This window comes from Arcicella rosea (assembly GCF_014204325.1).
Taxonomy (GTDB): domain Bacteria; phylum Bacteroidota; class Bacteroidia; order Cytophagales; family Spirosomataceae; genus Arcicella; species Arcicella rosea_A.
Genome location: NZ_JACHKT010000020.1, coordinates 14,038 through 37,227, shown reverse-complemented (window position 1 = coordinate 37,227; position 23,190 = coordinate 14,038). Strand labels below are relative to the sequence as shown.

At 33.8% G+C, this 23,190-nt stretch carries 18 protein-coding genes; 8 read left to right on the top strand and 10 right to left on the bottom strand.

The window, feature by feature from the left end:
* Positions 1–459: 459 nt before the first annotated feature.
* Complete coding sequence (locus HNP25_RS13705; RefSeq protein WP_184134980.1) at positions 460–870, top strand: RrF2 family transcriptional regulator; 411 nt, start codon at positions 460–462, stop codon at positions 868–870.
* Positions 871–1,252: 382 nt separating this feature from the next.
* Here the strand turns inward: HNP25_RS13705 and HNP25_RS13700 are convergent, their stop codons facing one another.
* A complete protein-coding gene (locus HNP25_RS13700; protein WP_184134979.1) occupies positions 1,253–1,978 on the bottom strand; it encodes an RluA family pseudouridine synthase in 726 nt (241 codons plus the stop codon).
* A 51-nt stretch (positions 1,979–2,029) separates the two neighbouring features.
* Positions 2,030–2,845, bottom strand: coding sequence for a 3-methyl-2-oxobutanoate hydroxymethyltransferase (gene panB, locus HNP25_RS13695; protein ID WP_184134977.1), 816 nt, complete (start codon positions 2,843–2,845; stop codon positions 2,030–2,032).
* A gap of 383 nt (positions 2,846–3,228) precedes the next feature.
* On the opposite strand from panB, the gene HNP25_RS13690 reads away from it, so the two are divergent.
* Positions 3,229–4,935, top strand: coding sequence for a hypothetical protein (locus tag HNP25_RS13690; protein WP_184134975.1), 1,707 nt, complete (start codon positions 3,229–3,231; stop codon positions 4,933–4,935).
* A gap of 561 nt (positions 4,936–5,496) precedes the next feature.
* Here the strand turns inward: HNP25_RS13690 and typA are convergent.
* The 5 genes from typA to HNP25_RS13665 all read right to left on the bottom strand — a co-directional run bounded on the left by typA (position 5,497) and on the right by HNP25_RS13665 (position 12,748).
* Entirely contained in the window at positions 5,497–7,305 is a 1,809-nt protein-coding gene (typA, locus tag HNP25_RS13685; RefSeq protein ID WP_184134974.1) for a translational GTPase TypA, read from the bottom strand.
* Positions 7,306–7,636: 331 nt separating this feature from the next.
* Positions 7,637–9,475: a sensor histidine kinase gene (locus HNP25_RS13680; RefSeq protein WP_184134972.1), complete on the bottom strand. Its 1,839-nt coding sequence runs from the start codon at positions 9,473–9,475 to the stop codon at positions 7,637–7,639.
* A 153-nt stretch (positions 9,476–9,628) separates the two neighbouring features.
* Complete coding sequence (locus HNP25_RS13675) at positions 9,629–10,471, bottom strand: phytoene/squalene synthase family protein (protein WP_184134970.1); 843 nt, start codon at positions 10,469–10,471, stop codon at positions 9,629–9,631.
* A 24-nt stretch (positions 10,472–10,495) separates the two neighbouring features.
* Positions 10,496–11,965: a phytoene desaturase family protein gene (locus HNP25_RS13670; protein ID WP_184134969.1), complete on the bottom strand. Its 1,470-nt coding sequence runs from the start codon at positions 11,963–11,965 to the stop codon at positions 10,496–10,498.
* Positions 11,966–12,241: 276 nt separating this feature from the next.
* A complete protein-coding gene (locus HNP25_RS13665; RefSeq protein WP_184134967.1) occupies positions 12,242–12,748 on the bottom strand; it encodes an RNA polymerase sigma factor in 507 nt (168 codons plus the stop codon).
* Between the two features lie 370 nt (positions 12,749–13,118).
* Between HNP25_RS13665 and HNP25_RS13660 the strand changes: the two genes are divergently transcribed.
* Positions 13,119–15,443 carry a TonB-dependent receptor gene (locus HNP25_RS13660; protein ID WP_184134965.1) on the top strand — a complete coding sequence of 775 codons (2,325 nt, stop codon included), beginning with the start codon at positions 13,119–13,121 and terminating at the stop codon, positions 15,441–15,443.
* Between the two features lie 515 nt (positions 15,444–15,958).
* Here the strand turns inward: HNP25_RS13660 and HNP25_RS13655 are convergent.
* A complete protein-coding gene (locus HNP25_RS13655; RefSeq protein WP_184134963.1) occupies positions 15,959–16,471 on the bottom strand; it encodes a hypothetical protein in 513 nt (170 codons plus the stop codon).
* Positions 16,472–16,491: 20 nt separating this feature from the next.
* Positions 16,492–17,556, bottom strand: coding sequence for an AAA family ATPase (locus HNP25_RS13650; RefSeq protein WP_184134962.1), 1,065 nt, complete (start codon positions 17,554–17,556; stop codon positions 16,492–16,494).
* 241 nt (positions 17,557–17,797) lie between these two features.
* On the opposite strand from HNP25_RS13650, the gene HNP25_RS13645 reads away from it, so the two are divergent.
* From HNP25_RS13645 to bla, 5 genes are all read left to right on the top strand, one after another.
* Entirely contained in the window at positions 17,798–18,196 is a 399-nt protein-coding gene (locus HNP25_RS13645) for a peptidase associated/transthyretin-like domain-containing protein (protein ID WP_184134960.1), read from the top strand.
* A 125-nt stretch (positions 18,197–18,321) separates the two neighbouring features.
* Entirely contained in the window at positions 18,322–18,900 is a 579-nt protein-coding gene (locus HNP25_RS13640; RefSeq protein WP_184135082.1) for a YdeI/OmpD-associated family protein, read from the top strand.
* Positions 18,901–18,966: 66 nt separating this feature from the next.
* Positions 18,967–19,722, top strand: a complete 756-nt coding sequence (locus HNP25_RS13635; RefSeq protein ID WP_184134959.1) for a phytanoyl-CoA dioxygenase family protein — start codon at positions 18,967–18,969, stop codon at positions 19,720–19,722.
* Between the two features lie 9 nt (positions 19,723–19,731).
* Positions 19,732–20,271 (top strand): NADPH-dependent FMN reductase, encoded by a 540-nt coding sequence (locus HNP25_RS13630; protein ID WP_184134957.1) that lies wholly within the window; start codon positions 19,732–19,734, stop codon positions 20,269–20,271.
* Between the two features lie 42 nt (positions 20,272–20,313).
* A complete protein-coding gene (bla, locus tag HNP25_RS13625; RefSeq protein ID WP_221432473.1) occupies positions 20,314–21,207 on the top strand; it encodes a class A beta-lactamase, subclass A2 in 894 nt (297 codons plus the stop codon).
* A 139-nt stretch (positions 21,208–21,346) separates the two neighbouring features.
* On the opposite strand, the gene HNP25_RS13620 is transcribed toward bla, so the two are convergent.
* Positions 21,347–23,116: a RagB/SusD family nutrient uptake outer membrane protein gene (locus HNP25_RS13620; protein ID WP_184134955.1), complete on the bottom strand. Its 1,770-nt coding sequence runs from the start codon at positions 23,114–23,116 to the stop codon at positions 21,347–21,349.
* Between the last annotated feature and the right edge of the window lie 74 nt (positions 23,117–23,190).

Genomic DNA, 23,190 nt, shown 5'->3' with positions numbered 1-23,190 from the left:
CCACAGACTTCTAGTTTGTGGGTTTTGTTTTGAATAATATTTCTTACTCGTAAGAGTATCTATATCTCTAGTTTATAAATCTGTATAATAAAATCCCCATTTTGTCTCAAAATCCTCAAAATAGAATAAAAAACTGTGGATTTTCATAGAAAAACTGTTACAAATAATTTCATCAATAGCTGGTGTAAAACTTCAAGAGCTTTAATTTAGGAAACCGACAAAACATATAACTATTTTGTGAAATTATTTATATTTTTCGTGTACACCTCAAAATTATTTGATTTCTATGAATTATCAATCGTATTATAAATTATGATAATTTATGTACTTTTGTCTATCAATCAAATGGAATTCCTGAACTTAGTAGATATATTATTGGCTTTTCTATAAAAGTACAGGCATAAAATGTTTCATTGTAAGTATTTTATGGACGAAGCAAAAAATTAAAACTTCATCATTATGATTTCTAAAAAAGCTAAATATGCTTTGAAAGCCTTAAAAGTACTAGCTCGTGAGTATGAAAAAGGACCATTACTTATTTCAAATATTGCTGAATCAGAAAATATTCCTAAGAAATTTTTAGAAGCAATCCTCCTTGAATTACGCAATCATGGGCTTTTACAAAGCCAAAAAGGAAAAGGTGGAGGATATTATCTGAGAATTCCACCAGACCAAGTAACTTTTGCTAAGATTATCCGTATCATCGATGGCCCAATTTCACCAACTTTATGTGTGTCATTACACTTCTACGGAAAATGTGATGACTGTGGAGATGAGGAAAGTTGTTCATTAAGAAATGTAATGGAAAAATGGCGAGATGCCAATCTAGCCGTTTTAGAAGCCAATACATTAATGGATTTAGTGAAATAAAAATCGCCCTAGTTTTAGCTAGGGCGATTTTTATTGATAAGGTCAACTTAAAATTTCAAAGCTTAGACACAAAAGGCTCATGATTTTCAATAATCATGAGCCTTTTTGATATATTGACAGAATAAATATTATTTTTTTGTAATATTTTCAAAGCAAAAAATGTTGATATATTAAGAATAATTGATATTTTTACAACACAATTAGCAATAACCAACCACTATCAATAAAATGAAAAAATTCAATCAATTCATGGTTTTGCAATGGCTTATTTTTCTGCCATTAATTCTTCCTTTAAGCATTGTTTCAGGGATACTTCAAGGCGTTAAGCATTCTATAAGTGACCTTTTCGAACAAATTTCAAATGATGTTTCTCATCATCCGCTTATTCATGAAGAAAATCCAGATTCTTTTGTTTAAAATCATCTGGATCAAGTTCTAAGAACTCTTCCCAGAAAGCATTTGCAGGTACAGCAGCTTTACAAATAATAGGTTCTTTTTTGATTGGATGAATAAAATACACTCTTCTTGCATGTAAATTAATACTTGCATCAGCATTGGGACGGTCAAAACCATATTTTAAGTCTCCACGAATCGGACAGCCCATAGAAGCAAGTTGAACTCTAATCTGGTGCGGTCTACCAGTAATGGGTTCAACTTCAATCAAAAAGTGTTTATTAATTTCCCCCAAAACTTTATAATTAAGTTCAGCTTTTTGCGAGCCTTTTACTTCTTCCTCATGTGCGGTTACTGTATTTTTTGCTTCGTCTTTTACAATCCAGTGTATTAATTTTCCTTTTGCTTCTTTAGGTTTACGTCTCACAATTGCCCAATAGGTCTTCTGAATATCCCTTTTTCTGAACAATTCCATCATTCGCTCTAAGCCTTTTGATGTTCTAGCAAAAATCACTAAACCACTTACTGGTCTGTCAAGACGATGAACTGGGTGTAAAAATACATCTCCAGGCTTGTTGTATTCTTTTTTGATATACTCTTTAACGGCATCTGTTAATGTTCTATCACCCGTTGAATCTCCCTGCACTAAAATCCCTGCTCTTTTATTGACAACTATAATATGATTGTCTTCATATACTACGTGAAAGTCCTTCATTTTCTATGTTTATTTTACGAGCTAATAATTATATAACTCGATTTCAATTAATTAATAACTTTCTTTTTCATTCGGGAAATCAAGTGATTTCACGTCTTGAATATATTGAGAAATTGCTTCATTCATAATACCATCTAAATCGGCATATCTTCTCAAGAACCTCGGTTTGAATTCCTTATTAATACCCAACATGTCGTGAATAACCAGAATTTGTCCATCAGCATCAGGGCCAGCACCAATCCCAACGGTTGGAATCGAAATACTTTCAGACACTTTTTTCGTCAGGCTAGAAGGTATTTTTTCAAGTACAACACCAAAAGCACCAATTTCATCCAACATTTGTGCATCTTCAATTAATTTATTGGCTTCAACGTCTTCTTTTGCTCTTACGCTGTAAGTACCAAATTTATATATTGACTGTGGTGTTAAACCTAAATGACCCATCACTGGAATTCCAGCACTTAACACTCTGATAATAGACTCTTTAATTTCAGAACCACCTTCCATTTTTACAGCATGGCCACCTGATTCCTTCATAATTCTAATAGCAGACCGAAGTGCCTCTGTAGAATTTCCTTGATACGAACCAAAAGGAATATCCACAACAACAAGAGCTCTTTTTACTGCCTTCACCACCGAAGTAGCATGATAAATCATTTGGTCGAGTGTAATAGGCAAAGTAGTTTCATGACCAGCCATTACGTTGGATGCAGAATCACCAACAAGGATTAGATCAATCCCTGCTGCATCTACAATACGAGCCATCGAATAGTCGTAAGCAGTTAGGCAAGAGATTTTCTCACCTCTATTTTTCATTTCTTGCAAGATATGTGTAGTAATTCTTTTGATTTCGTTATTTACTGGCATGGTTTTTTAAGCTTTTTTTTTGTTACAAATAGGATATAAATAAACACAAATTCATCTTTTTTAAAATTAATCCAATTACAAAAAAAATTAATATGATTTATATTTTTAAAGAGAAAAGAGTGATGACTTATAACCCAAGTAAAATTAAATAATGTACAAATTTAAGATTTATTAGTATCTAAAATAGTTAAAATAAAATTCGGCAAGCTTTTTTTCAAATTAAGTGCTTTTTTCAGAGAATATCACTAATTATTTACTTAAAAAGAGGTACTTTTACTTGTAAATTTTATAATAATTATTATCTGTTAAATCTATTTCAGTACCCCATCATTTATACTTAAATCAAACAAGTTATGAAACAGATTTTTTCAAAGAGAAGTCTTTTGCAAAACAAGTCAGCTCAAATAGGTTTGGGATTACTTACTTGTCTAGCATTGAGCAGCCCATCTTTTGCTCAAGACTCTAAAACATCAAGTACTAAACCAACAATTGTTAGTACAATCACAGACAATGGAATTACGACAACGACTTATTCAAACGGTCAGATTGTAAAAACGGTAGCAGATGGATATTATCTTGATTCTGCTTTTTACAAAAACAGTAATGTTTTGAAGACGACTGCGGCGAAGAAATACTGGAGAATAACCGATAGAGTGGGTGTCGCAATTCCAGTAAATACTGATAGCCGTAAAGATGTAACAATGTTTCTTAAACCGGGCGTTTACAATACTCTTTCTGTTACGCATTATTGGGGATTTATAGGAATCGGTATCACTGGAGGATATCAAAATTTTCAAATTGGAGATGATTATAAAGGCTCTGAAGGTAGAATCTATCAAAACTTTGAAACGCTTAAGTTATCTGGCAAAATTCCAAATACACTTACTCAGTCAGACTTGCTGTATGACAAAGTTGCTAATTATGAAGATTTCTATTTGATGATTGGTCCATCTATTGATATCCCATTAGGGAAAAAACTAGGAGTTAATCTTGATGCTCGTGGTGGTTTAATGAATACATCTGCTCCTAGATTTGGAGCGTATTTGCCTGATGGCAGTCAAGGTGCACAATCTTTAATTTTTAGATTAAACTCCTCAGCATCAAAAAACAGGCTTGGTGCTATACTTGCTATTGATTTGACTTATAAAGTTTCAAAAACATGGAGTTTAGGAGCAAACGTACAAGGGTTTATTACAGAAACACCTTTTACAACTACTGGTCTTGACCCGACAACAGGGACTAACATGACCATTACAAAAGAGGACATGAGAACAAATGGAGGATATAATGTTGGGCTTGCCTTATCTCATACTTTCGGAGAAGACAAAGCCAAAACAGTTTATACATTATTACCTCCTCCTCCTGCTCCAATTGTTGCTTATGCACCAACTTTATTGGGTGAAAATGGTAAAATGTACGACTATAAATCTTCAGAGAAACCTGTATTCAAGTGGAAAAGTAATTCACCGAATCCAGAACAAGAAGAATATTTATTTAAACTTTACAAAGCTGATGGCTCTGATACCCCAATTTATCAGCAAACTACTAAAAACAGTAGTTTAACATTACCTGATAATGTTGCTTTAGTAAATGGAGATGAATGTAATTTCTATTATTACTCTGTACAGTCTGTAGTTCAAAACAAAGTTTTCTCAGAAGCTGACGCAGCTAGTTTTGGTTACAAAGCTAAACCTGTGGCAATGATAGCTTCAAGCAAACCTACTACTGACCAGTATATGTTTAAAGTATTTGGTGGAACAACTGCACCAAGCAAAATGAAAGCAAAACCACGCCGTAAAGTAACAAAACCTGCTGTGGCTACTGTACCGAAGAAATTAGTACCTCGTAAAAAATCTACGAAGCCTGCAAGCAACTATGTTAACTACGAAAACGTAACAGAGAATCCTAAAGTAAAATGGCCTGATGATCTTCCATTACCGAAGAATCCATCAATCTATGAATACGAAGTTCAACGTTTGAATCCTGGTGATTGTAAGCCTGTTGGTCCAGTAGCAAAATATAGATTCTATATTGACCCTAAAAATCCTGATGATATCCGTATTCTTCCTGATAAACCGAAGAAAAAATAATTAGGATTTACAAACGAAAAAAGCATTCTGAATTCAATTCGGAATGCTTTTTTCGTTTGTATGAATTCAACTAAACATTTATTGTTCCAAAATAAATTACTTGATTACCTGTAGCGGTAACCCTTGCGGTTACCGTTTATTGAATCGATGCTTTGTTAAACGATACGGTAACCGCAAGGGTTACCGCTACAAGTTGTTACAAGTATTCTAAAATAGCTAATACGTTTTAATAGCATAATGTATTATATAAATACATTATCCTTGATAATTTTTGGAAACAGATTTGACAATTAGTTACTAACAATAAATCTATACAGATTTATACAGCCAGTAAAGAATACAGAAAAGGAAATGGAAGTAATGGAAAGAAGACTAAAAAAGTACAATGAAGATGAATAAATCTAGAGATGTGTCAGTACTTAGAAAAAAGGTTTATTTTTTTTACTTATCACGCAACCTTTAAAAAAAGCAGCTTGTCTATATAAGTACAAATAATAAAGCAATTAGTGGTAACATAAACAACCCCTCCGACTTGAATCAGAGGGGTTTTGTTTTTTATGCTTAGTCTGCTTTTTGTTCCATACGTTTACGCATACTTGGATCCAAGTAAATTTTACGCATACGAATCGACTTTGGAGTAACTTCTAAGTATTCATCTTTTTGGATGTATTCCATAGATTCCTCTAAAGAGAACTGGATTTTCGGAGCAATTTTAACGTTTGTGTCTGTACCAGAAGCACGCATGTTAGTCAATTGTTTCGCATTCTGAAGGTTTACTTCAATATCATTCTGACGGTTGTGTTCTCCAACTACCATCCCTGCATAAACTTCTTCAGTTGGGTCGATAAAGAAAACACCTCTGTCTTGTAATTTATCTACAGCATAAGGCGTAACAACACCAGAGTTCATAGAAATCAATGAACCGTTAATACGACCAGGGATAGTTCCTTTGTAAGGCTCATAAGCTTTGAAACGGTGTGCCATGATAGCTTCACCGAAAGTAGCTGTCAATACTTTAGAACGCATACCAATCAAACCACGTGAAGGAATGTTGAATTCTAAGTGTTGTAAATCACCTTTAGGTTCCATAATCAACAACTCACCTTTTCCTTGTGTTGCTAATTCAATTACTTTACCAGCAGATTCGTCTGGAACGTCAACGACTAAAGTTTCAATTGGTTCTAAACGTTCGCCGTTTTCACCTTCTTTGAAAATTACTTGTGGCTGACCAACTTGTAATTCATAACCTTCACGACGCATCGTTTCGATTAATACAGACAAGTGAAGAATACCACGACCAAATACTAAGAATTTATCTTCAGAATCAGTAGTAACAACTTTCAAGGCTAAGTTTTTCTCAGTTTCTTTGAACAAACGATCACGTAAGTGACGAGAAGTTACAAATTTACCTTCTTTACCAAAGAATGGAGAGTTATTGATAGTGAACAACATATTCATTGTTGGCTCATCAATCGAAATTCTTGGTAATGCTTCTGGTGTTTCAAAGTCAGTAACAGTATCACCGATTTCAAAATCTTCGATACCCATCATTGCACAAATTTCACCTGCACTTACTTCTGAAACTTTTACTCTTCCAAGTCCTTCAAATACTTGAAGTTCTTTGATTTTCATTCTTTTTACAGAACCATCTGCTTTCATTAAAGCTACTTGCATACCTTCTTTGAAAGTTCCACGATGAACACGACCGATAGCAATACGACCTACGAATGAAGAATAATCTAAAGATGTAATTTGCATCTGTGGAATACCTTCGTTTTCTGGTGCTGGTGGAATTGTAGCGATGATTACATCTAATAATTCTGTAATATCTTCAGTCTTACGTTTCCAGTCAGTACTCATCCAACCTTGTTTAGACGAACCGTATAATGTAGGGAAATCTAATTGGTCTTCTGTAGCACCTAAGTTGAACATCAAGTCAAATACTTGCTCGTGCACTTCGTCTGGACGACAGTTTTCTTTGTCAACTTTATTGATAATTACGATAGGTTTTAAACCTAAGTCAATTGCTTTCCCTAATACAAAACGAGTTTGTGGCATTGGACCTTCAAAAGCATCCACCAAAAGGCAAACACCATCAGCCAATTTCAATACTCTTTCTACTTCACCTCCAAAGTCAGAGTGACCAGGAGTATCAATAATATTAATTTTTACGCCTTTGTAGCGAACAGATACGTTTTTAGAAACGATAGTGATACCACGTTCACGTTCCAAGTCGTTGTTATCAAGAATTAAATCTCCAAACTCTTGGTTATCACGAAATAACTTTGAAGCATGGATGATTTTATCAACGAGGGTAGTTTTACCGTGGTCAACGTGAGCAATGATGGCAATGTTACGAATACTTTGCATGAGTTCAATTTGAAAATTTGAAACGGGCTCGCCCGTGCTATGAATTAATTTGAAAATGAAATTGTAAGAATTATAATCTTCAAACTATCTGATTTTCAAATTTACATTTTAGGGTGCAAAGGTAAGGATATTATCTTAGAAAAATGCTATTCACACGAAAAAATAACAAAGAAATAAATTGATGGGCTAAATTAGCCATAAAAAAGATAAACGATTGTAAATCAAGTAATAGAAGTATATTTAGAAAGAGAAAAACGAAGCAAATAATATAATCTTAAAAAGAAAAAATAGCAATAATACAATTCAACGAAAAAGAAACGCTCATTAAATCCTATTTTGAATTGAGCGGTACTTTCAGCTCAATCAATGTTCCTTTCTGCGGTTTTGTTAGAATTTGAATCTTCCCATTCATGGCAATTGCTCTTTCTTGCATATTATTTAAACCATTTCCTTGCTTAACGTTGGCTTCATCAAAGCCAATGCCATTATCTTTTACAATAATTGTAAAGTATTCTTCTGTAAAAAAAATAGCGATTTCAATATTACTTGCTTGTGCATATTTTACGCTATTATTCACCGCTTCTTTGAAAATAAGGTAAATATTATACTGTTTCAAAGGTGAAAAGTGAATAGAACTGATGTCTGAAACACGGAAAGTATAATCAATATTTTGAGGTTCTAACATTTCGGCGGTAAACTCCTTCATTTTAACCATTACACTATCCAAGCTTTCTTCTGTCTGTTTGGTCGTCCAAACAATATCACTTAATGAACGTTGAACTTTCTGTGAACTTTCACTGATTCTTCCCACAAGTTTTTTCAAAGAAAAATCTGTTTTATCAATTTGTGTTTCAACAACTTGGCTCAAAATACCAATACTACTTAATGTAGAACCAATATCATCATGTAAATCACGAGCAATACGATTACGCATTTGGTCATTGGCTTGTAATTGAAGTATCACTTCTGCCTGATATTTTTCTTTTTCTTTCCTGTCTTTATTAATTCTATGTGCTAAAGCAAAAGAAAGCAAAACTACTTCTAAAGCAGAACCGACTTGCAGTGCATTTCTACTAAAACTATCACTTGGTAAGATATTAGAAAGCTGCATAATGAATATCATTGCACTGATTAGCATGATAGACCAAGCAAATAAAAAGAATAAAGCTTCTTCAGAACCTTTCATCCAGATGTAAGTAGCAATAACCAAGACATAAACTACAATGACAAAAGCAACTCCATTCAGTAAAACAATACCCGTTCTACCCAAACCAAGCCAATAACTTGTTACTAAAATCAATACCAAAGCGATTAATATCTTCGCAATTTTGGTAGAAATAGGTAAATACTTCTCTACATTCAAAAAACTATTGGCAAACAATAATCCAAATGAAATTCCTATCGAAATCGAAATAGGTCCAAAACGGTTAAACCAAACAGCATCTGTCCAAATAAACTCATTGATAAATCCTTTGTTATAAGCAAAAAAACTAGCAAACGACAATACGTAAATCACATAATATAAGTACACTTTTGTACGAACAGTAAAAAATATAAAGAAATTAAATATCGCCATCACAAGCATAATACCGATGTAAATACCCTGCATGATGTCTTTAGGATGATTATCTTCAAAATATACTTTTAAAGGAGCAACTCTGAGTGGAAATAACAAAGGCAATGAGCTTTGAAAACGAAGATAAAAAGTACTGGTTTCTTGGGGAGCTAAATTGAGGTCTAATAAATAAAAGTTTGTTTCAACATCTCTTTGTCGAATAGGAACATAAGTTCCTGATTTCAAGAAAGATACTTTTTTTTCTGCATCAATTTTATAAAAAGCGATACTATCAATGGTAGCCTCGGCAATTTCAAGGTATAAATTCTGAGAGGTTTTGTTTTGCAAGGTTATTCTTGCCCAAATCACAGAAGAAGTAACCCCAAAATTAGGGTTTGTCTGTAAACTTCTTCTGAAATACGCATCAATATCAGTGCGTTTACTTACTTCTTCAAAAGTTAATGAAGCCGTTTTATCTTCAAAGATTTCTATTTCTCTTCCTATCGCCAAGGCTTTATTGGGCATATCAAAAATTACTTGGCGTTGAGCAAACGCTTCAAGAAGAATTAGATTTGTCAACAAGAAGACTAAACAAAAACCTTTTATCTTTTTCATAAGAATGCTAATAGATTAAACTACCGAATAGTTTTTACTATTAATGGCTTCAAATTTACAAATATTATAAGATTAACAAACAAAAATTAATGCTACAAAAAAGCCACTCATTCTTAACGAACAAGTGGCTTAGTTATTAGTAAATTCTACTAGCTAAAGCGTATTGAGCCTTACTTGGAAATAAGTACTCGCTAATAATAATATCTTCTGGAAATCTGGTACTCTGATTCTTTCGTTCTGGATTTTGGAAGCTGGGCAAACTTTAATTTTATCAAAAAGCCTCAAATAATATCTGTAAGCCAAATATACTCCTGATTTTGCACCTTGTGGTAAGGCAATGATTCCACGAAGTGCAGCATCAAAATCTGCCTGAATATCATCTTCAATACTCTTTTTATCTTCTAACGTAAAATTCTTAAAATCAACATTCGGAAAATAAGTACGTCCTCTTTCTTGAAAATCAGATTTAATATCTCTCAAGAAATTTACTTTTTGGAAAGCTGAACCTAAACGTCTGGCATCGTCTTTCAATCTATCATACATTGCTGTATCGCCTTCGCAGAAAATTCTTAGGCACATCAAACCAACTACTTCTGCTGAACCGTAAATGTACTCTTCATATCCATCTTGATTATAATCAGCAAAATATAAATCCATTTCCATTGAATGCAAAAATGCTTCAATCAATTCATGGTCTATTTTATACTGATTCACCATTAATTGAAAGGAATGTAAAACTGGATTTAGACTAATGCCTTCTTCAATGGCTAAATACGTTTCAGCCTTGAAACGACTTAATAAGGTTTTTTTATCAAAGCCATGAAAAGTATCCACAATTTCATCAGCATAACGAACAAAACCATAAATGGCATAAATCGGTAGATGGAAACGTTTATCTAGCGTTTTGATGCCTAAAGTAAAAGACGTACTATAATTTTCAGTAATCAACTTACTGCATTCTAGTGTTGTCTTTGTAAATAAATCCATGTGGTTCATTAAGCGATAAATTATGATGGTGGTTTAAATATTAAATGCTTTATTTACTTCTTCGGCAACAACCAATCCTGAAATCAAGGAAGGCGGAACACCTGGGCCAGGAACAGTTAGCTGACCCGTATAATATAGATTTTTTACTTTCTTACTTTTCAAACTTGGTTTCAAAAGAGCGGTTTGCATCAACGTATTGGCTAAACCATAAGCATTTCCTCTGAAAGCGTTATAATCAGCTTTGAAATCGCTATGTGCATAGCTTCTTTTAAAAACCACTGCATCACGAATAGAAACTCCACAGTATTTTTCTAGGCGTTCCATAATGATATGATAATACTTCTCACGAATTTCTTCAGAATCCTCCAAATCTGGGGCAACTGGAATTAGTAAAAACACGTTTTCACAACCTTCTGGAGCAATACTTGCATCCGTTTTGGTAGGTGCTGAAGCATAAAACAATGGTTTCGACGGCCATTGTGGTGCTGTGTAAATTTCATGTGCGTGCACTTTGAAATCTTCATCAAAGAACAAATTATGATGTAATAATTTCGGAATGCGTTTGTTAATGCCTAGATAAAATAACAAAGACGACGGAGCCATTACTCTTTTCTTCCAATATTCTTCATCATAATTTCGGTACTCATCTCCCAATAATTTATCTTCAACATGATGATAATCAGCACTTGCTACAATTACATCAGCCGTAAACTCACCTTGATTGGTAATGACTTTTTTCGCCGAACCATTAACTACTTCTATCTTTTGTACATCTTGGTTCAACAATACTTTCACCCCTTTCTCCTCCGCCAATTTCACCATGCCTTCCACAATTTTGAACATGCCACCCATCGGGTACCAAGTACCCAATTTCATTTCTGCATAATTCATTAAACTATACATGGCTGGTGTGTTCTCTGGAGTAGCTCCTAAAAACAAAATCGGGAACTCCATCAGTTTCAAGATTTTCTCATCCTTAAAAAACTTTCTGATATGCGAAGCAAAAGATTGGAAAACATCTAAACGAACTACATCATAAAGTAATTTCAAACTTAAAAATTCTGTAATACTCGTTGATGGCTTCCAAACAAACTGATTAATCCCAACATCATATTTATACTCGGCCTGACGCAAGAATTCCTGAAACTTTTCTTTGCTACCAGCTTCCATACTTTCAAACAAATCTCCTAATTTATCAATACTTGCTGGTAAATTAATGGTTTCATTGCCTTCTAGGATAACTGAATATGATGGATCAAGGCGAACTAAATCATAATAATCAGAAGTTTTTTTATTAAACTTAGCAAAGTAATTATCAAAAACATCAGGCATCCAGTACCAGCTTGGTCCCATATCAAAAGTAAAACCTTCTGCATGAAAAACCCTTGCTCTGCCGCCTGCTACGCTATTTTTTTCTAAAATAGTTACTTCATATCCTTTGTCTGCCAAGCTTGTTGCTACTGATAATCCTGAAAAACCCGAACCTATTACTATTACTTTCATTGAAAAAATTTCCAGATGGATATTTATACGTTTCTTTATTAGCTTCTAACAAAGATAAACTTGTTTTGTTTGATTGATTTTTTATTGTTCTTTTTTTGATAGAAAATTAACTTAACAAAAAAGTCGAACAATTGCTCGACCTTTTGTGACATTCTTCTGTTAACCAAAAAACTAATCAATTGCGTCTTCATAATCTATCGAAAACACAATATTGATTTAGTTGATTAGAGTTCTTTTTTGTAATGATGAAGCGTAACTCAAATAACCAACTAAAAACTAATTCGCATACATGTGTAATTTATCTTTCAACTCTTTACGAGCAATGTGAATTCTATTCTTTACTGTACCTATTGGAATATCTAATTTTTCGGCAATTTCATGATATTTAAAGCCTCTGAAATACATCATAAAAGGAGCTTTGTAAGCATCTTCTAAAGCTGAAACAGCACGATTAATATCATTCATGGCAAAAGAACTGATAGCTAAGTTATCAGTACTACTTTCCATTGAATTGATATAATGTAGGTTATCAGAAGTATCAATGAAAGTATTTTTTCTCACCATTCTTTGATAATTGGTGATGAAAGTATTTTTCATAATGGTATATAACCATGCTTTCAGGTTTGTACCTTCTGTGTATTTATCTCTGTTTGTAAATGCTTTCAACAAAGTATCTTGGAGTAAATCATTCGCTTCTTCGTAGTCTCTAGTGAGCTTCATGGCAAATGGTTTTAACGATTTCGATACTTTTCCGATGTGATATGTGAATTCTAACGTTGTCATAGTTTCGAGTTGTTGATTTTGTTTAACAAATATATGATATACTTAAACAAACTTCCAAACATTTTATCAATTAAATTTATTAATTATGAATAATTATCAATAAAATCATTAACAAAATAACTTAAAATTGATTGAAAACGCCTGAAATAGCACTTAAAAGGCATATTTTGAATTTAATACAAACTGTTTAACATATTCAATAATTTCATAAACAAAATAAAATCTTTCTTCAATATTCAACAAGATATTATTTACGATTCATCTTACCCTCCACAAAAACGCTTTTTATTTTTGTTGCAATATTGTTGCAATTATTGAAATCCATTTACAAATTATCAGTAAATTGCGTCCTCAATCTTCATCATCATTCATGAAAAGCATTTATCTCATATTTACGTTACTGATATTCACTTGGTTTTCGGCCAATGCACAATCTCAAAATTGCAATTGTTCTCTTAAAGGTGTTGTTCACGAAAAGGATATTCATCAAGTAGTGCCGGGTGCTGTTATTTATATCAAAGGCACAAACATTTCTACTTTTGCAGATGCTAAAGGGAAATACGCTTTCAAGAACCTTTGTCAAGGAAAATATATATTGATTTGTCAAGCTGTCGGTTTTCAGAAGGTTGAAATCCCTGTAAACCTAAGTAATGAACATGAAGAAGATTTTTCTTTGGAAGACAAAGACGAACATTTGCAAGAAGTAGTGGTAAGTGGCAAGAAAATGGAGAATGTTACCCAAGCAAAAGGCATTTTAGAAGGTGAAGCACTCGACCAAACTCGTGGACAAAATCTTGGCGAATCTTTAAAAGGCATTACTGGCGTAACAACTTTACAAACGGGAAGTTCTATTTCAAAACCTATTATTCATGGAATGCACTCTAACCGTGTTTTGATTCTTAATAATGGTATTCGTCAGGAAGGACAACAATGGGGAAGCGAACACGCTCCTGAGATTGATCCATTTGTTGCTAAAAAACTTACTGTTATCAAAGGTGCGGCGGGTGTACGTTATGGGTCTGATGCTATTGCGGGAGTAATCATGGTTGAACCTGCTCCGCTCCCCGATTCTGTAAACATTCACGGAGAAATTAATACTGCTGGATTCCTTAATGGAAGAATGGGCGTGGTTTCTGGCATTGCAGAAGGTGGTTTATCTGCCATCAAAGGTTTGGCTTGGCGAGTACAAGGTACTTATAAACGTGGTGGAGACTTAAAGACCGCTAATTATTACATGGCTAACACAGGCGTGCAAGAAAGAAACTTTTCGGTAGCACTTGGTTATAATAAAGTACATTATGGTACAGAAATGTTCTTTAGTTATTTCGATACGCAACTGGGTATTTTCGCTGGTTCGCATATTGGTAACACAACAGACTTACAAAACGCTATCAATAATCCCCAACCTAACGAAGCTTACACGCCTACCGAACCTAGTTATAATATTAATCGCCCAAATCAAGATCTTGCTCACCATTTATTGAAGCTTAAAAGTTTTGCTATTGTGGATAACTTGGGGAAATTTACGCTTACGCTGGCTCGTCAATATGATTGGCGTTTAGAGTATGACGTTCCTAGAGGAAATCGTAACCTTAATACCCTTAATTTTAAATTAACTACTTATACAGGCGAGTTACTATTAGAACATAAACCGCTTTTCAACAAAATTGCGGGTTCTATTGGTATCAGTGGGATGTATCAAGAAAACCTTTCTTCTTCTTACGAACTCAAAAAACCTTTGGTCAACACCGTTCTGATTCCTAATTACCAAGTAAGTACGGGTGGTTTGTTTATCATTGAGCGTTATTTGAAAAACCGCTGGGAATTTGAAACAGGATTACGCTATGATTTCAGAAATGCACAGGCTTATGGACTTACTTTTAATAATCAAGCCTATAACAATTCGTTTGACTTCAATAATTTCTCGGCTACTGCGGGAACGACTTATACTTTAAACGAACATTTCGACTTTAAATTCAATGCTGCACTGGCTTGGCGTGCACCCAATATGAATGAATTGTTTTCAGACGGAATTCACCACGGAGCGGCAGCTTATGAGAAAGGAAATATCAATCTACAACCAGAAGTAGCCCATAATCTGAACTTTACGGCAAATTATACTAGCAATAAATTCAATCTTGAAGTTAGTCCTTATCTGAATTTTATTGATGATTTTATTTATCTGAAACCACGTTCAGAAAATGGTGTTTTGCAAACTGTGCTTACTGTACGTGGAGCATTCCCTGCTTTTGATTATACTCAGGTTAATGCCCGATTTGCTGGGCTTGACCTCTCTGCAAGCTATCAAATTACCAAAAAAATAGCCATTACAGAGAAGTATTCGATGGTTAGGGCGAAAGATGTGCTGAATAATCAATACATGGTGAACATTCCTAGCGACCGACTAGAAAGTACTTTAAAATACGACTTCAAAAAGCGTGGTGCATTTATCAGTATCAGCAATTCATTAGTGGCAAAACAAACTCGTATAGAGACAAATAGCGATTTCCTAGCACCTCCGCCCGCATATAGTCTTTGGAAAGCAGATGCAGGTATCAGCATCAAAAAAGTAAACGTCGGACTCAGCGTTAGCAACATCTTTAATGTAGCCTACCGAGAATATCTTAACAGATTTAGATACTTTACCGACGATTTAGGCAGAAATATCTCCCTCCGCCTTAAATATAGTTTCTAAACAAAACCCAAAATTACCGATGCGATAAGCTATCCCGACAATGCGATAGCTTATCCCGTCCATGCAGGAGCTAATAGTATAAATGCAGTCGCTTATCCCGTTAGTGCAGGAGCTAATAGTATCAATGCAGTCGCTTATCCCGACAGTGCAGGAGCTAATAGTATAATAAATGCAGTCGCTTATCCCGTTAGTGCAGGAGCTAATAGTATCAATGCAGTCGCTTATCCCGACAGTGCAGGAGCTAATAGTATAAATGCAGTCGCCTATCCCGTCAGTACAGGAGAGAATATTTACTTTACGAGGAAGCAATAGTATAAATGCAGTCGCCTATCCCGTCAGTGCAGGAGGCAATAGTATAAATGCAGTCGCTTATCCCGTCAGTGAAGGAGCTAATAGTATAAATGCAGTTGCTTATCCCGTCAGTGCAGGAGAGAATATTTACTTTACGATGGCTAATATATAGCGGGCAGGATTTGGCATTTGCTTTGAAGTAGTTGATTACCTTATTTTAGCAATCACTGGATTTCTACATCTTCAATAAATTGCATTGCCTTACTGTGTTCCATTACACCATATTCGGTAATACCAAATATTTGAGCATAAGGCTTGAATTTACTCCTAAAAGAATTATTTATCAATTGAATATTTGCTTTTTGAGATGAACTACAATGAACGATAGTAACAAACTTAAATGTAGTAGTAGCATTGGGAACGATTGGGAAATCTATATTTAAAATATTGGCATATTGATACTGATGTTTACTTGCAAGAAACATAGATAAACTATCTACAGCCTTCTTAACAATATCCCATGTTTTCGTTTCTATTGAATCTGAACCTAAAGACGCTAAAGAAAAATCTTTTAACTCAAAAAGCCAATATTTATTTTTTTGAGCGTCATACCAACAAGCATCCATTTCTTTAAAATGATTTCCACTTAAAGCTTTATAACCATCACAATCTGCGAAACGGAAAAAGTTAGTATCTGGAAAACAAAGCGTTATATTGCTTTCAGTAAATTGATTCATTGTTCAATTGGGTTGTAAATTTATAGACCTAAATCAAGTTTAATTTCTTCATCAGCCATTCTTATTGCTTCATCAGAAATAGGATTTTCAGGGAAATCTTCTTTTAAATCAGATATTAAACATTCTATGGACTTCCCCTTTTCACGACTCAACGAATAGCAATTGGTTTGCACATTTGAACGTCGTGCTGAAAGATGTATTTGTTTCAAAACGAAGTAATTATGTGTCGCTAAAAAAATCTGAATTCCAGCCTGAGCCATTAACATAAGCATTTCTACTAATTCTCTTGTTGCATCAGGATGTAAGGTTGTTTCTGGTTCATCAAAAAACAAAATAGAATTTGCATTTAGCTGTCTGTTTCGAATTAATGTTGTCAAAATTCCTATTTTTTTTACCCCTTCAGATGTAAGAGATATTGGGAATTCAGTATTTCCCTTCTTAAAAATAACATCATCATCTTTTCCTTGTTCAAACTGCCCTTCAAATAATTCTTCAAGCCTTTTAATTACCCCACTTAATTCTTGTGTAATATTTCCTTTTTGAGTAGGAATGACTAACGCTCTTATTAAATCCAGATAAGTATCATCAAAGCCGGGCATGTGTAAATTATCTCTTGTTGCTCTTATGGCTTTCATAGAAGTAAGTACTTCTTTTGCAGGAATAAATAAACAACGAAAGTTTTCTGCTACTGAATTTATATTCTCTTGACAATCAATAATTGTATTTGTAGTAGAATCCCCAAAAGAAAAATGAAGCCTATCTTGATAATTAAGTTTTGTATGAGCAAACTCAATATCAATAGATAACTTCTCTTTTGTTATTTTACTTACTAATTCACCTAACCCTTTCTTACCAGGTTGATAAGTATCTGATAATTTTTCTGCCAAGAGTTTTTTAAAACTTATATCTTCATTTTGTTTTCGCTTGCTATAAATATCAATTGTTTTTGTAGCAGCATATAATAGTTTTAATAGACCTGTCTTTCCTGTATCATTTTTGCCAATGATTACATTTATGGCGGCAAATTCTTTACTTCTGAATTCACTATAACCCATAAAATTTTTAAGAGTTACTGATTTTATCATTATCCTATTATTAAAGTTCTTATGCTACACAAAGTTAGTCTTTAACTTTACGGTTTTAAATCATTTTATATTTAATTTTATATTGTAACATCAACTTGTGCAAGTATTAAGCAAAGCGTTAGTGTACCTAAAACATTTCTTTTGAAAATAAATAGTAAAAGTTCAATCCACTGGAAAACATAAAAGCAATCAAGAATACCCAATCAAAAGCTTAACCTCATCCAAAAACATACTCAAAAAAATGAAAAAGTTCTCTATTGTCTTCACATTATTGTTGGCTGTCTATGCTACTTCTTGTATTGATGGTTTTGTCCCTAAAGTTCAGACATTTTATTTTAAGGGAAGAACCGTTGATTCGCTTGGAAATCCTATTCCTAATGTTTCATTGCATTTTGACAAAGTCCAATCAATGGTCTTTTTGCCAACTAAACTATTAGATTCCTTGAGTTTTAAAACCGATGCAAATGGTAATTTTTTATTTGCCAGAGCATATCAAATCACAGACCCAAATCAAAATGATTGCGATATGTATCATATTGAACCAAAAGATAATATAGGATTTACAAAATCTACCCGTTTTTCAGGAGAATGTAATGGCGATTCTATTATTTTCAGACAGTTAATCTTTGTTCCAAAATGAAATAATCTATCAATTAGTATCAGGAATAAATCAATTGAGAATATAAACCTATAAGGATTTAAGGTTAAAATTTTCATTATTAGATAATTATGTAAATCCTTATAGGTTTAACTAAATGAAATATGATGAATCCTAAAGTTGATTTTTATTTTACAAAAGCCGAAAAATGGCAAGAAGAACTGGAACAATTAAGAAAAATTGTTCTTGAATGTGAACTGAGCGAAGAGTTGAAATGGGGTGTTCCTTGTTATACTTTTCAGAAGAGTAATATTGTATTAATCCACGACTTTAAAGAATATTGTGCATTATTGTTTATGAAAGGTGCTTTATTGGATAATGCTAATGGATTACTGATTCAACAAACTGAAAATGTGCAGGCTGCCAGACAAATTCGCTTTACCAATCTTCAGGAAATAATAGAAAATAAAGCTATTTTGAAAGCTTATATTTATGAAGCCATTGAAGTAGAAAAAGCTGGGTTGAAAGTAGAACTAAAAAAGACAACAGAGTACAATATTCCAGAAGAATTTCAACAGAAATTAGATGAATCTTCAAGCTTAAAAACAGCCTTTGAAGCCCTCACTCCCGGACGACAAAGAGCGTACTTATTACATTTCGCTCAACCCAAACAAGCCAAAACACGAGAAGCAAGAGTAGAAAAATGTATTCCTCAAATTCTGGATGGGAAGGGGTTGAATGATTGAGGTCATTGTTTAGAAAAAGTACCAAAATATCGTATAGAAAAGTATTTTATGTTTAGATATATTAAAATGGAAAACATCTTTAATCTTCACCAAGAAGAACTTTCAGAACAAGGATTTACCATTGTTGAAAACATCTACACCAAAGATGAAGTAACACAAATATTAAAAGTAATTGATAATATCGACAAATCTAAAGCCACTTTTAGGAAATCGGCGGATTTATTTGCTATTAGGCAGTTTTTAAAAGAAGTTCCTGCTACACAATCACTTATCTTTAATAAAAATCTAACACAGTTAATCAGCCAACTTTTTGGGCAGGATTTTTTTGTGGTGAAAAGTATTTATTTTGATAAACCCGAAACTTCAAATTGGTATGTTCCTTATCATCAAGATTTAACGATTTCTGTAGATAAGAAAGTAGCAATAGAAAACTTTGGTCCTTGGACAGTAAAACAAAATCAATTTGCCGTTCAGCCTCCCATAGAAATCTTGGAGAATATCGTAACAATAAGAATTCATTTGGACGATACAAACGAAAACAATGGTGCATTAAGAGTAATCCCGAAATCGCATAATCAGCAAATTTATAGACCTGAACACATTGATTGGACGAAAGAAACTGAAACTACTTGTTGTGTAAAGCAAGGCGGTGTAATGATTATGAAACCATTAATTCTTCATAGTTCAAGTAGAACAACCAATCATCAGAAAAGAAGAGTAATCCACATTGAGTTTTCAAACATTGCTTTGCCAACAGCATTACAATGGGCAGAATGGATGAAGGTGGATGTTAATCAAGATATAATTTCAACTCATAAATAAATCCTTACAATGAAAATACTTGCCTTCGCAGGAAGTAATAGCAGAGCTTCCATCAATAAAAAATTAGTTACTCACGTTGCTTCTTTCTTCAATGAACACGACATTGAAATATTAGATTTGAATGACTACGAAATGCCTTTGTTTAGTGTGGACAGACTGGCAAAAGATGGCATTCCGTCATTGGCAACAGATTTTGCTAAAAAAATCGACAGCAGTGATTTTCTGTTGATTTCATTCGCTGAAAATAACGGAGCCTATACTACTGCGTTCAAAAATATCTTCGATTGGGTTTCTATGATTCAAGGTCGCCCTGTATTTGGTAATAAACAGATGTTTTTATTGTCTACTTCGCCCGGGCCAAGAGGTGGAGCAAGTGTGATGGAAATTGTCAAAAACAGAATGCCTTTTAGCGGTGGAAAAGTATTAGATACTTTTTCTTTGCCAAGTTATAACAAGAGTTTTGTAGAAGGCGAAGGTATTACCAACAGCGAATTCGCAGCAGAAGTAGCTTCAAAAATTGCAAAAATCAAAGCTGAGTTGTTAAAGTAATCAAGGTGCTATTGACCATTTAAACCTTTTCAATCAACAATCATGAACAAACTAATTTTTGCAGTATCCTTACTTTTCACTATTGTTAGCTCTTCGCTTTTTGCCCAAAAAGATGTTTTAAAAACAAACATTGAACAAATTATTAAAAGTAAAAAAGCAACAGTCGGAGTAGCTATTTATGGATTTGAAAGTAAAGAAAGTATTACAGTAAATAATGAACTGCAATATCCTCTACAAAGTGTTTTTAAGTTTCATATTGCTTTGGCAGTATTGAACCAAGTAGATAAAGGTAAGCTTCGCTTAAATCAAAAGATATTTATCAAACCAAATGATTTACTTCCTAATACTTGGAGTCCGATGAGAGAAAAATATCCAACTGCGAATGTATCTTTAAGCATTGCCGAAATTATTCGATACACGGTTGGTGAAAGTGATAATAATGGTTGTGATATTTTATTAAGATTGATTGGTGGCACTAAAACAGTAAATGATTATATCCACAAAGTTGGTGTTCAAGAAGTGTCCATCGTAGCCAATGAAGAAGATATGCACAAAGCTTGGGATGTTCAGTTTAGCAATTGGACAAAACCGATGGCTGCCGTGGATTTATTAAAGCTATTTTACGATAAAAAAATTACTTCTAAAGCCAATTTTGATTTTCTGTGGGAAGTAATGACAAATTCGCCAACGGGAAAAAAGAGAATCCAAGCACAAGTACCCAAAGGCTCTGTAGTTGCTCATAAAACAGGAACTTCTGATACAAATGAAGAAGGTATTACTTCAGCCGTAAATGACATTGGAATAGTTACTTTACCCAATGGCAAACATTTTGCCATCAGTGTTTTCGTAACCAATTCTAAAGAAAATACAGAAAGTAATGAAAAAATCATTGCAGATATTTCAAAATTAGCTTGTGATTACTTCGTCGCTAAATAGCAAAGAAAATTCGTACACGATTTAATACAAAAGCCCAAACAATTATCAATCGTTTGGGCTAAGTCATTCATTACAAAACAAATTGTGCTAAAACACCTATTCATCTTGCGTCATTCATAGTTATTTAGGTTAATATTTTTTACCATCCGGGGTTTTGTATCATTTGTCTATTTCTATCAATTTCTGATTGTTGAATTGGCCAGAAGTAATGCTTTTTCTGGAAAACACGAGTTTCAAATACTACTCTTTGATAGAAATCAGCATCATTGAAATTTGTTCCTTTATTAACATTCATTCCATACATTGGCCCGCCTTGGGTTGCATCAGCAATTCTCCATCTACGAACATCAAATACTCGATGCCCTTCAAAGGCTAATTCTATTCTTCTTTCATGTTGAATTTTTTGACGCATCTCCGCTTGGCTTAAACCAGTAGGCAAAGCTGGAAGTCCAGCTCTTTCACGAATTAAATTTACATACTTTGCTATATCTGCATTTCCAGCACTATACTCATTCAAGGCTTCGGCATAATTCAAATACATTTCGCCCAATCTGAAAAATATCCATGCTTGTTGCGTATAACGACCATTGGGAACATCGCTATCGGCACTGACAAATTTGGTTAAAAGATAACCCGTTTCGGTATGATCATGCGAGCCATTTCTTCCAGAAAGTCCTGTTGCATACAATTGAATTGGCGTGTATGAAGAACTCCCACTAAAAGGCCATTCGTCATGATTATACAATACAGATACATAAAAACGTGGCTCTCTGTTGAGGTACATATTCCAATCGCCTACTTTAGTGTATTTTGTATTAGCCGTAGAAAAACCAGACTCAACATAACCAGAACCAGATTCGTTAATCAACTTTCCATTGTTCATGTGATAAGCATCAACCATTTGTTGGGTAATTCCTAAACCATTCCAACCTTTCATTTGGCGAGGTGCCGCATGTTGTGTAAACTCATTAGTACGAGTACTTGGTCTAGCCCAAATAACTTCGCTGTTCCAACGGTCAACAAATAAATCACGATAGGAAGTCAAAGGATTTAACTGTCCATTTGCATCCATTTTTTTATACAAACCAGTTGGCATCATGTCAATTACAGCTTTTGCGGCATCAGCGGCTAATTTCCATTTGTTGGCATCATAAGTATTGCTAATTAATTTTTTACCATCTTTCGCATTTTTAAAATCTTCAAAATCTTGGTTATTGCCGTTAAATAATGGACTTGCACCATACAACAATACTCTAGCTTTTATCGCCATTACTGCTCGTTGATCCATACGTCCGTACTCTCTAACATTAGTCTGAACAGCAGGAAGTTCTTTTGCAGCCAAATCCAACTCAGCAGTAATATACTTTACACATTCTTCATAAGAATTTCTTGGTAATTGCGTATCATTATTAGAAGCATCAACAGGAATAATTTCTGGTAAAATTACTACTGGTCCATACTGACGAATCAATAAGAAATAATAGTATGCTCTTAAAGCACGAGCCTCCGCTTTGGTTCTTATATTAATGCCTGGTGTTACGGTTTCACATTCAAGGCATTTCTCTACTTGATTGATATATACCGATGCCGACCTAATAGCTTTGTAGTAATTAGTATAAGGGTTATAAGGAATAGATGTAGGCGACCAGTTGCCAGTGTTGATATTATTTGCTCCAATACCCGTCCACACGAAATCCGCTTCATCTGAAATAGGCGAAAGGTTATCATAAGGGCCAGCTTCGTCGGGTAAAAAGCTATAAATACTTGCCAAGTATTTCTCGGCTTCTAGTCTTTTTGCAAAAACATCATTAATCGTCAACATATCATCTGGTTGTTTGTCCAGATAGTCACTGCAAGAGAAACAAAAAACACTCAATACAGCAAAAGATAATATGGATAGTTTTTTCATCTTTTTATTCTTTTTAGAAGGAATCACCTGTTTTCTAAACATTTCAACAGATAGTATTTCTTTTATTTTACTAT

What these genes read in the sequence shown, in the direction of transcription:
- HNP25_RS13705 (WP_184134980.1), top strand. Translation starts at nt 460, where the DNA reads ATGATTTCTAAAAAAGCTAAATATGCTTTGAAAGCCTTAAAAGTACTA.
- HNP25_RS13700 (WP_184134979.1), bottom strand. Translation starts at nt 1,978, where the DNA reads ATGAAGGACTTTCACGTAGTATATGAAGACAATCATATTATAGTTGTC.
- panB (WP_184134977.1), bottom strand. Translation starts at nt 2,845, where the DNA reads ATGCCAGTAAATAACGAAATCAAAAGAATTACTACACATATCTTGCAA.
- typA (WP_184134974.1), bottom strand. Translation starts at nt 7,305, where the DNA reads ATGCAAAGTATTCGTAACATTGCCATCATTGCTCACGTTGACCACGGT.
- HNP25_RS13680 (WP_184134972.1), bottom strand. Translation starts at nt 9,475, where the DNA reads ATGAAAAAGATAAAAGGTTTTTGTTTAGTCTTCTTGTTGACAAATCTA.
- HNP25_RS13675 (WP_184134970.1), bottom strand. Translation starts at nt 10,471, where the DNA reads ATGAACCACATGGATTTATTTACAAAGACAACACTAGAATGCAGTAAG.
- HNP25_RS13670 (WP_184134969.1), bottom strand. Translation starts at nt 11,965, where the DNA reads ATGAAAGTAATAGTAATAGGTTCGGGTTTTTCAGGATTATCAGTAGCA.
- HNP25_RS13665 (WP_184134967.1), bottom strand. Translation starts at nt 12,748, where the DNA reads ATGACAACGTTAGAATTCACATATCACATCGGAAAAGTATCGAAATCG.
- HNP25_RS13660 (WP_184134965.1), top strand. Translation starts at nt 13,119, where the DNA reads ATGAAAAGCATTTATCTCATATTTACGTTACTGATATTCACTTGGTTT.
- HNP25_RS13655 (WP_184134963.1), bottom strand. Translation starts at nt 16,471, where the DNA reads ATGAATCAATTTACTGAAAGCAATATAACGCTTTGTTTTCCAGATACT.
- HNP25_RS13650 (WP_184134962.1), bottom strand. Translation starts at nt 17,556, where the DNA reads ATGATAAAATCAGTAACTCTTAAAAATTTTATGGGTTATAGTGAATTC.
- HNP25_RS13645 (WP_184134960.1), top strand. Translation starts at nt 17,798, where the DNA reads ATGAAAAAGTTCTCTATTGTCTTCACATTATTGTTGGCTGTCTATGCT.
- HNP25_RS13640 (WP_184135082.1), top strand. Translation starts at nt 18,322, where the DNA reads ATGAATCCTAAAGTTGATTTTTATTTTACAAAAGCCGAAAAATGGCAA.
- HNP25_RS13635 (WP_184134959.1), top strand. Translation starts at nt 18,967, where the DNA reads ATGGAAAACATCTTTAATCTTCACCAAGAAGAACTTTCAGAACAAGGA.
- HNP25_RS13630 (WP_184134957.1), top strand. Translation starts at nt 19,732, where the DNA reads ATGAAAATACTTGCCTTCGCAGGAAGTAATAGCAGAGCTTCCATCAAT.
- bla (WP_221432473.1), top strand. Translation starts at nt 20,314, where the DNA reads ATGAACAAACTAATTTTTGCAGTATCCTTACTTTTCACTATTGTTAGC.
- HNP25_RS13620 (WP_184134955.1), bottom strand. Translation starts at nt 23,116, where the DNA reads ATGAAAAAACTATCCATATTATCTTTTGCTGTATTGAGTGTTTTTTGT.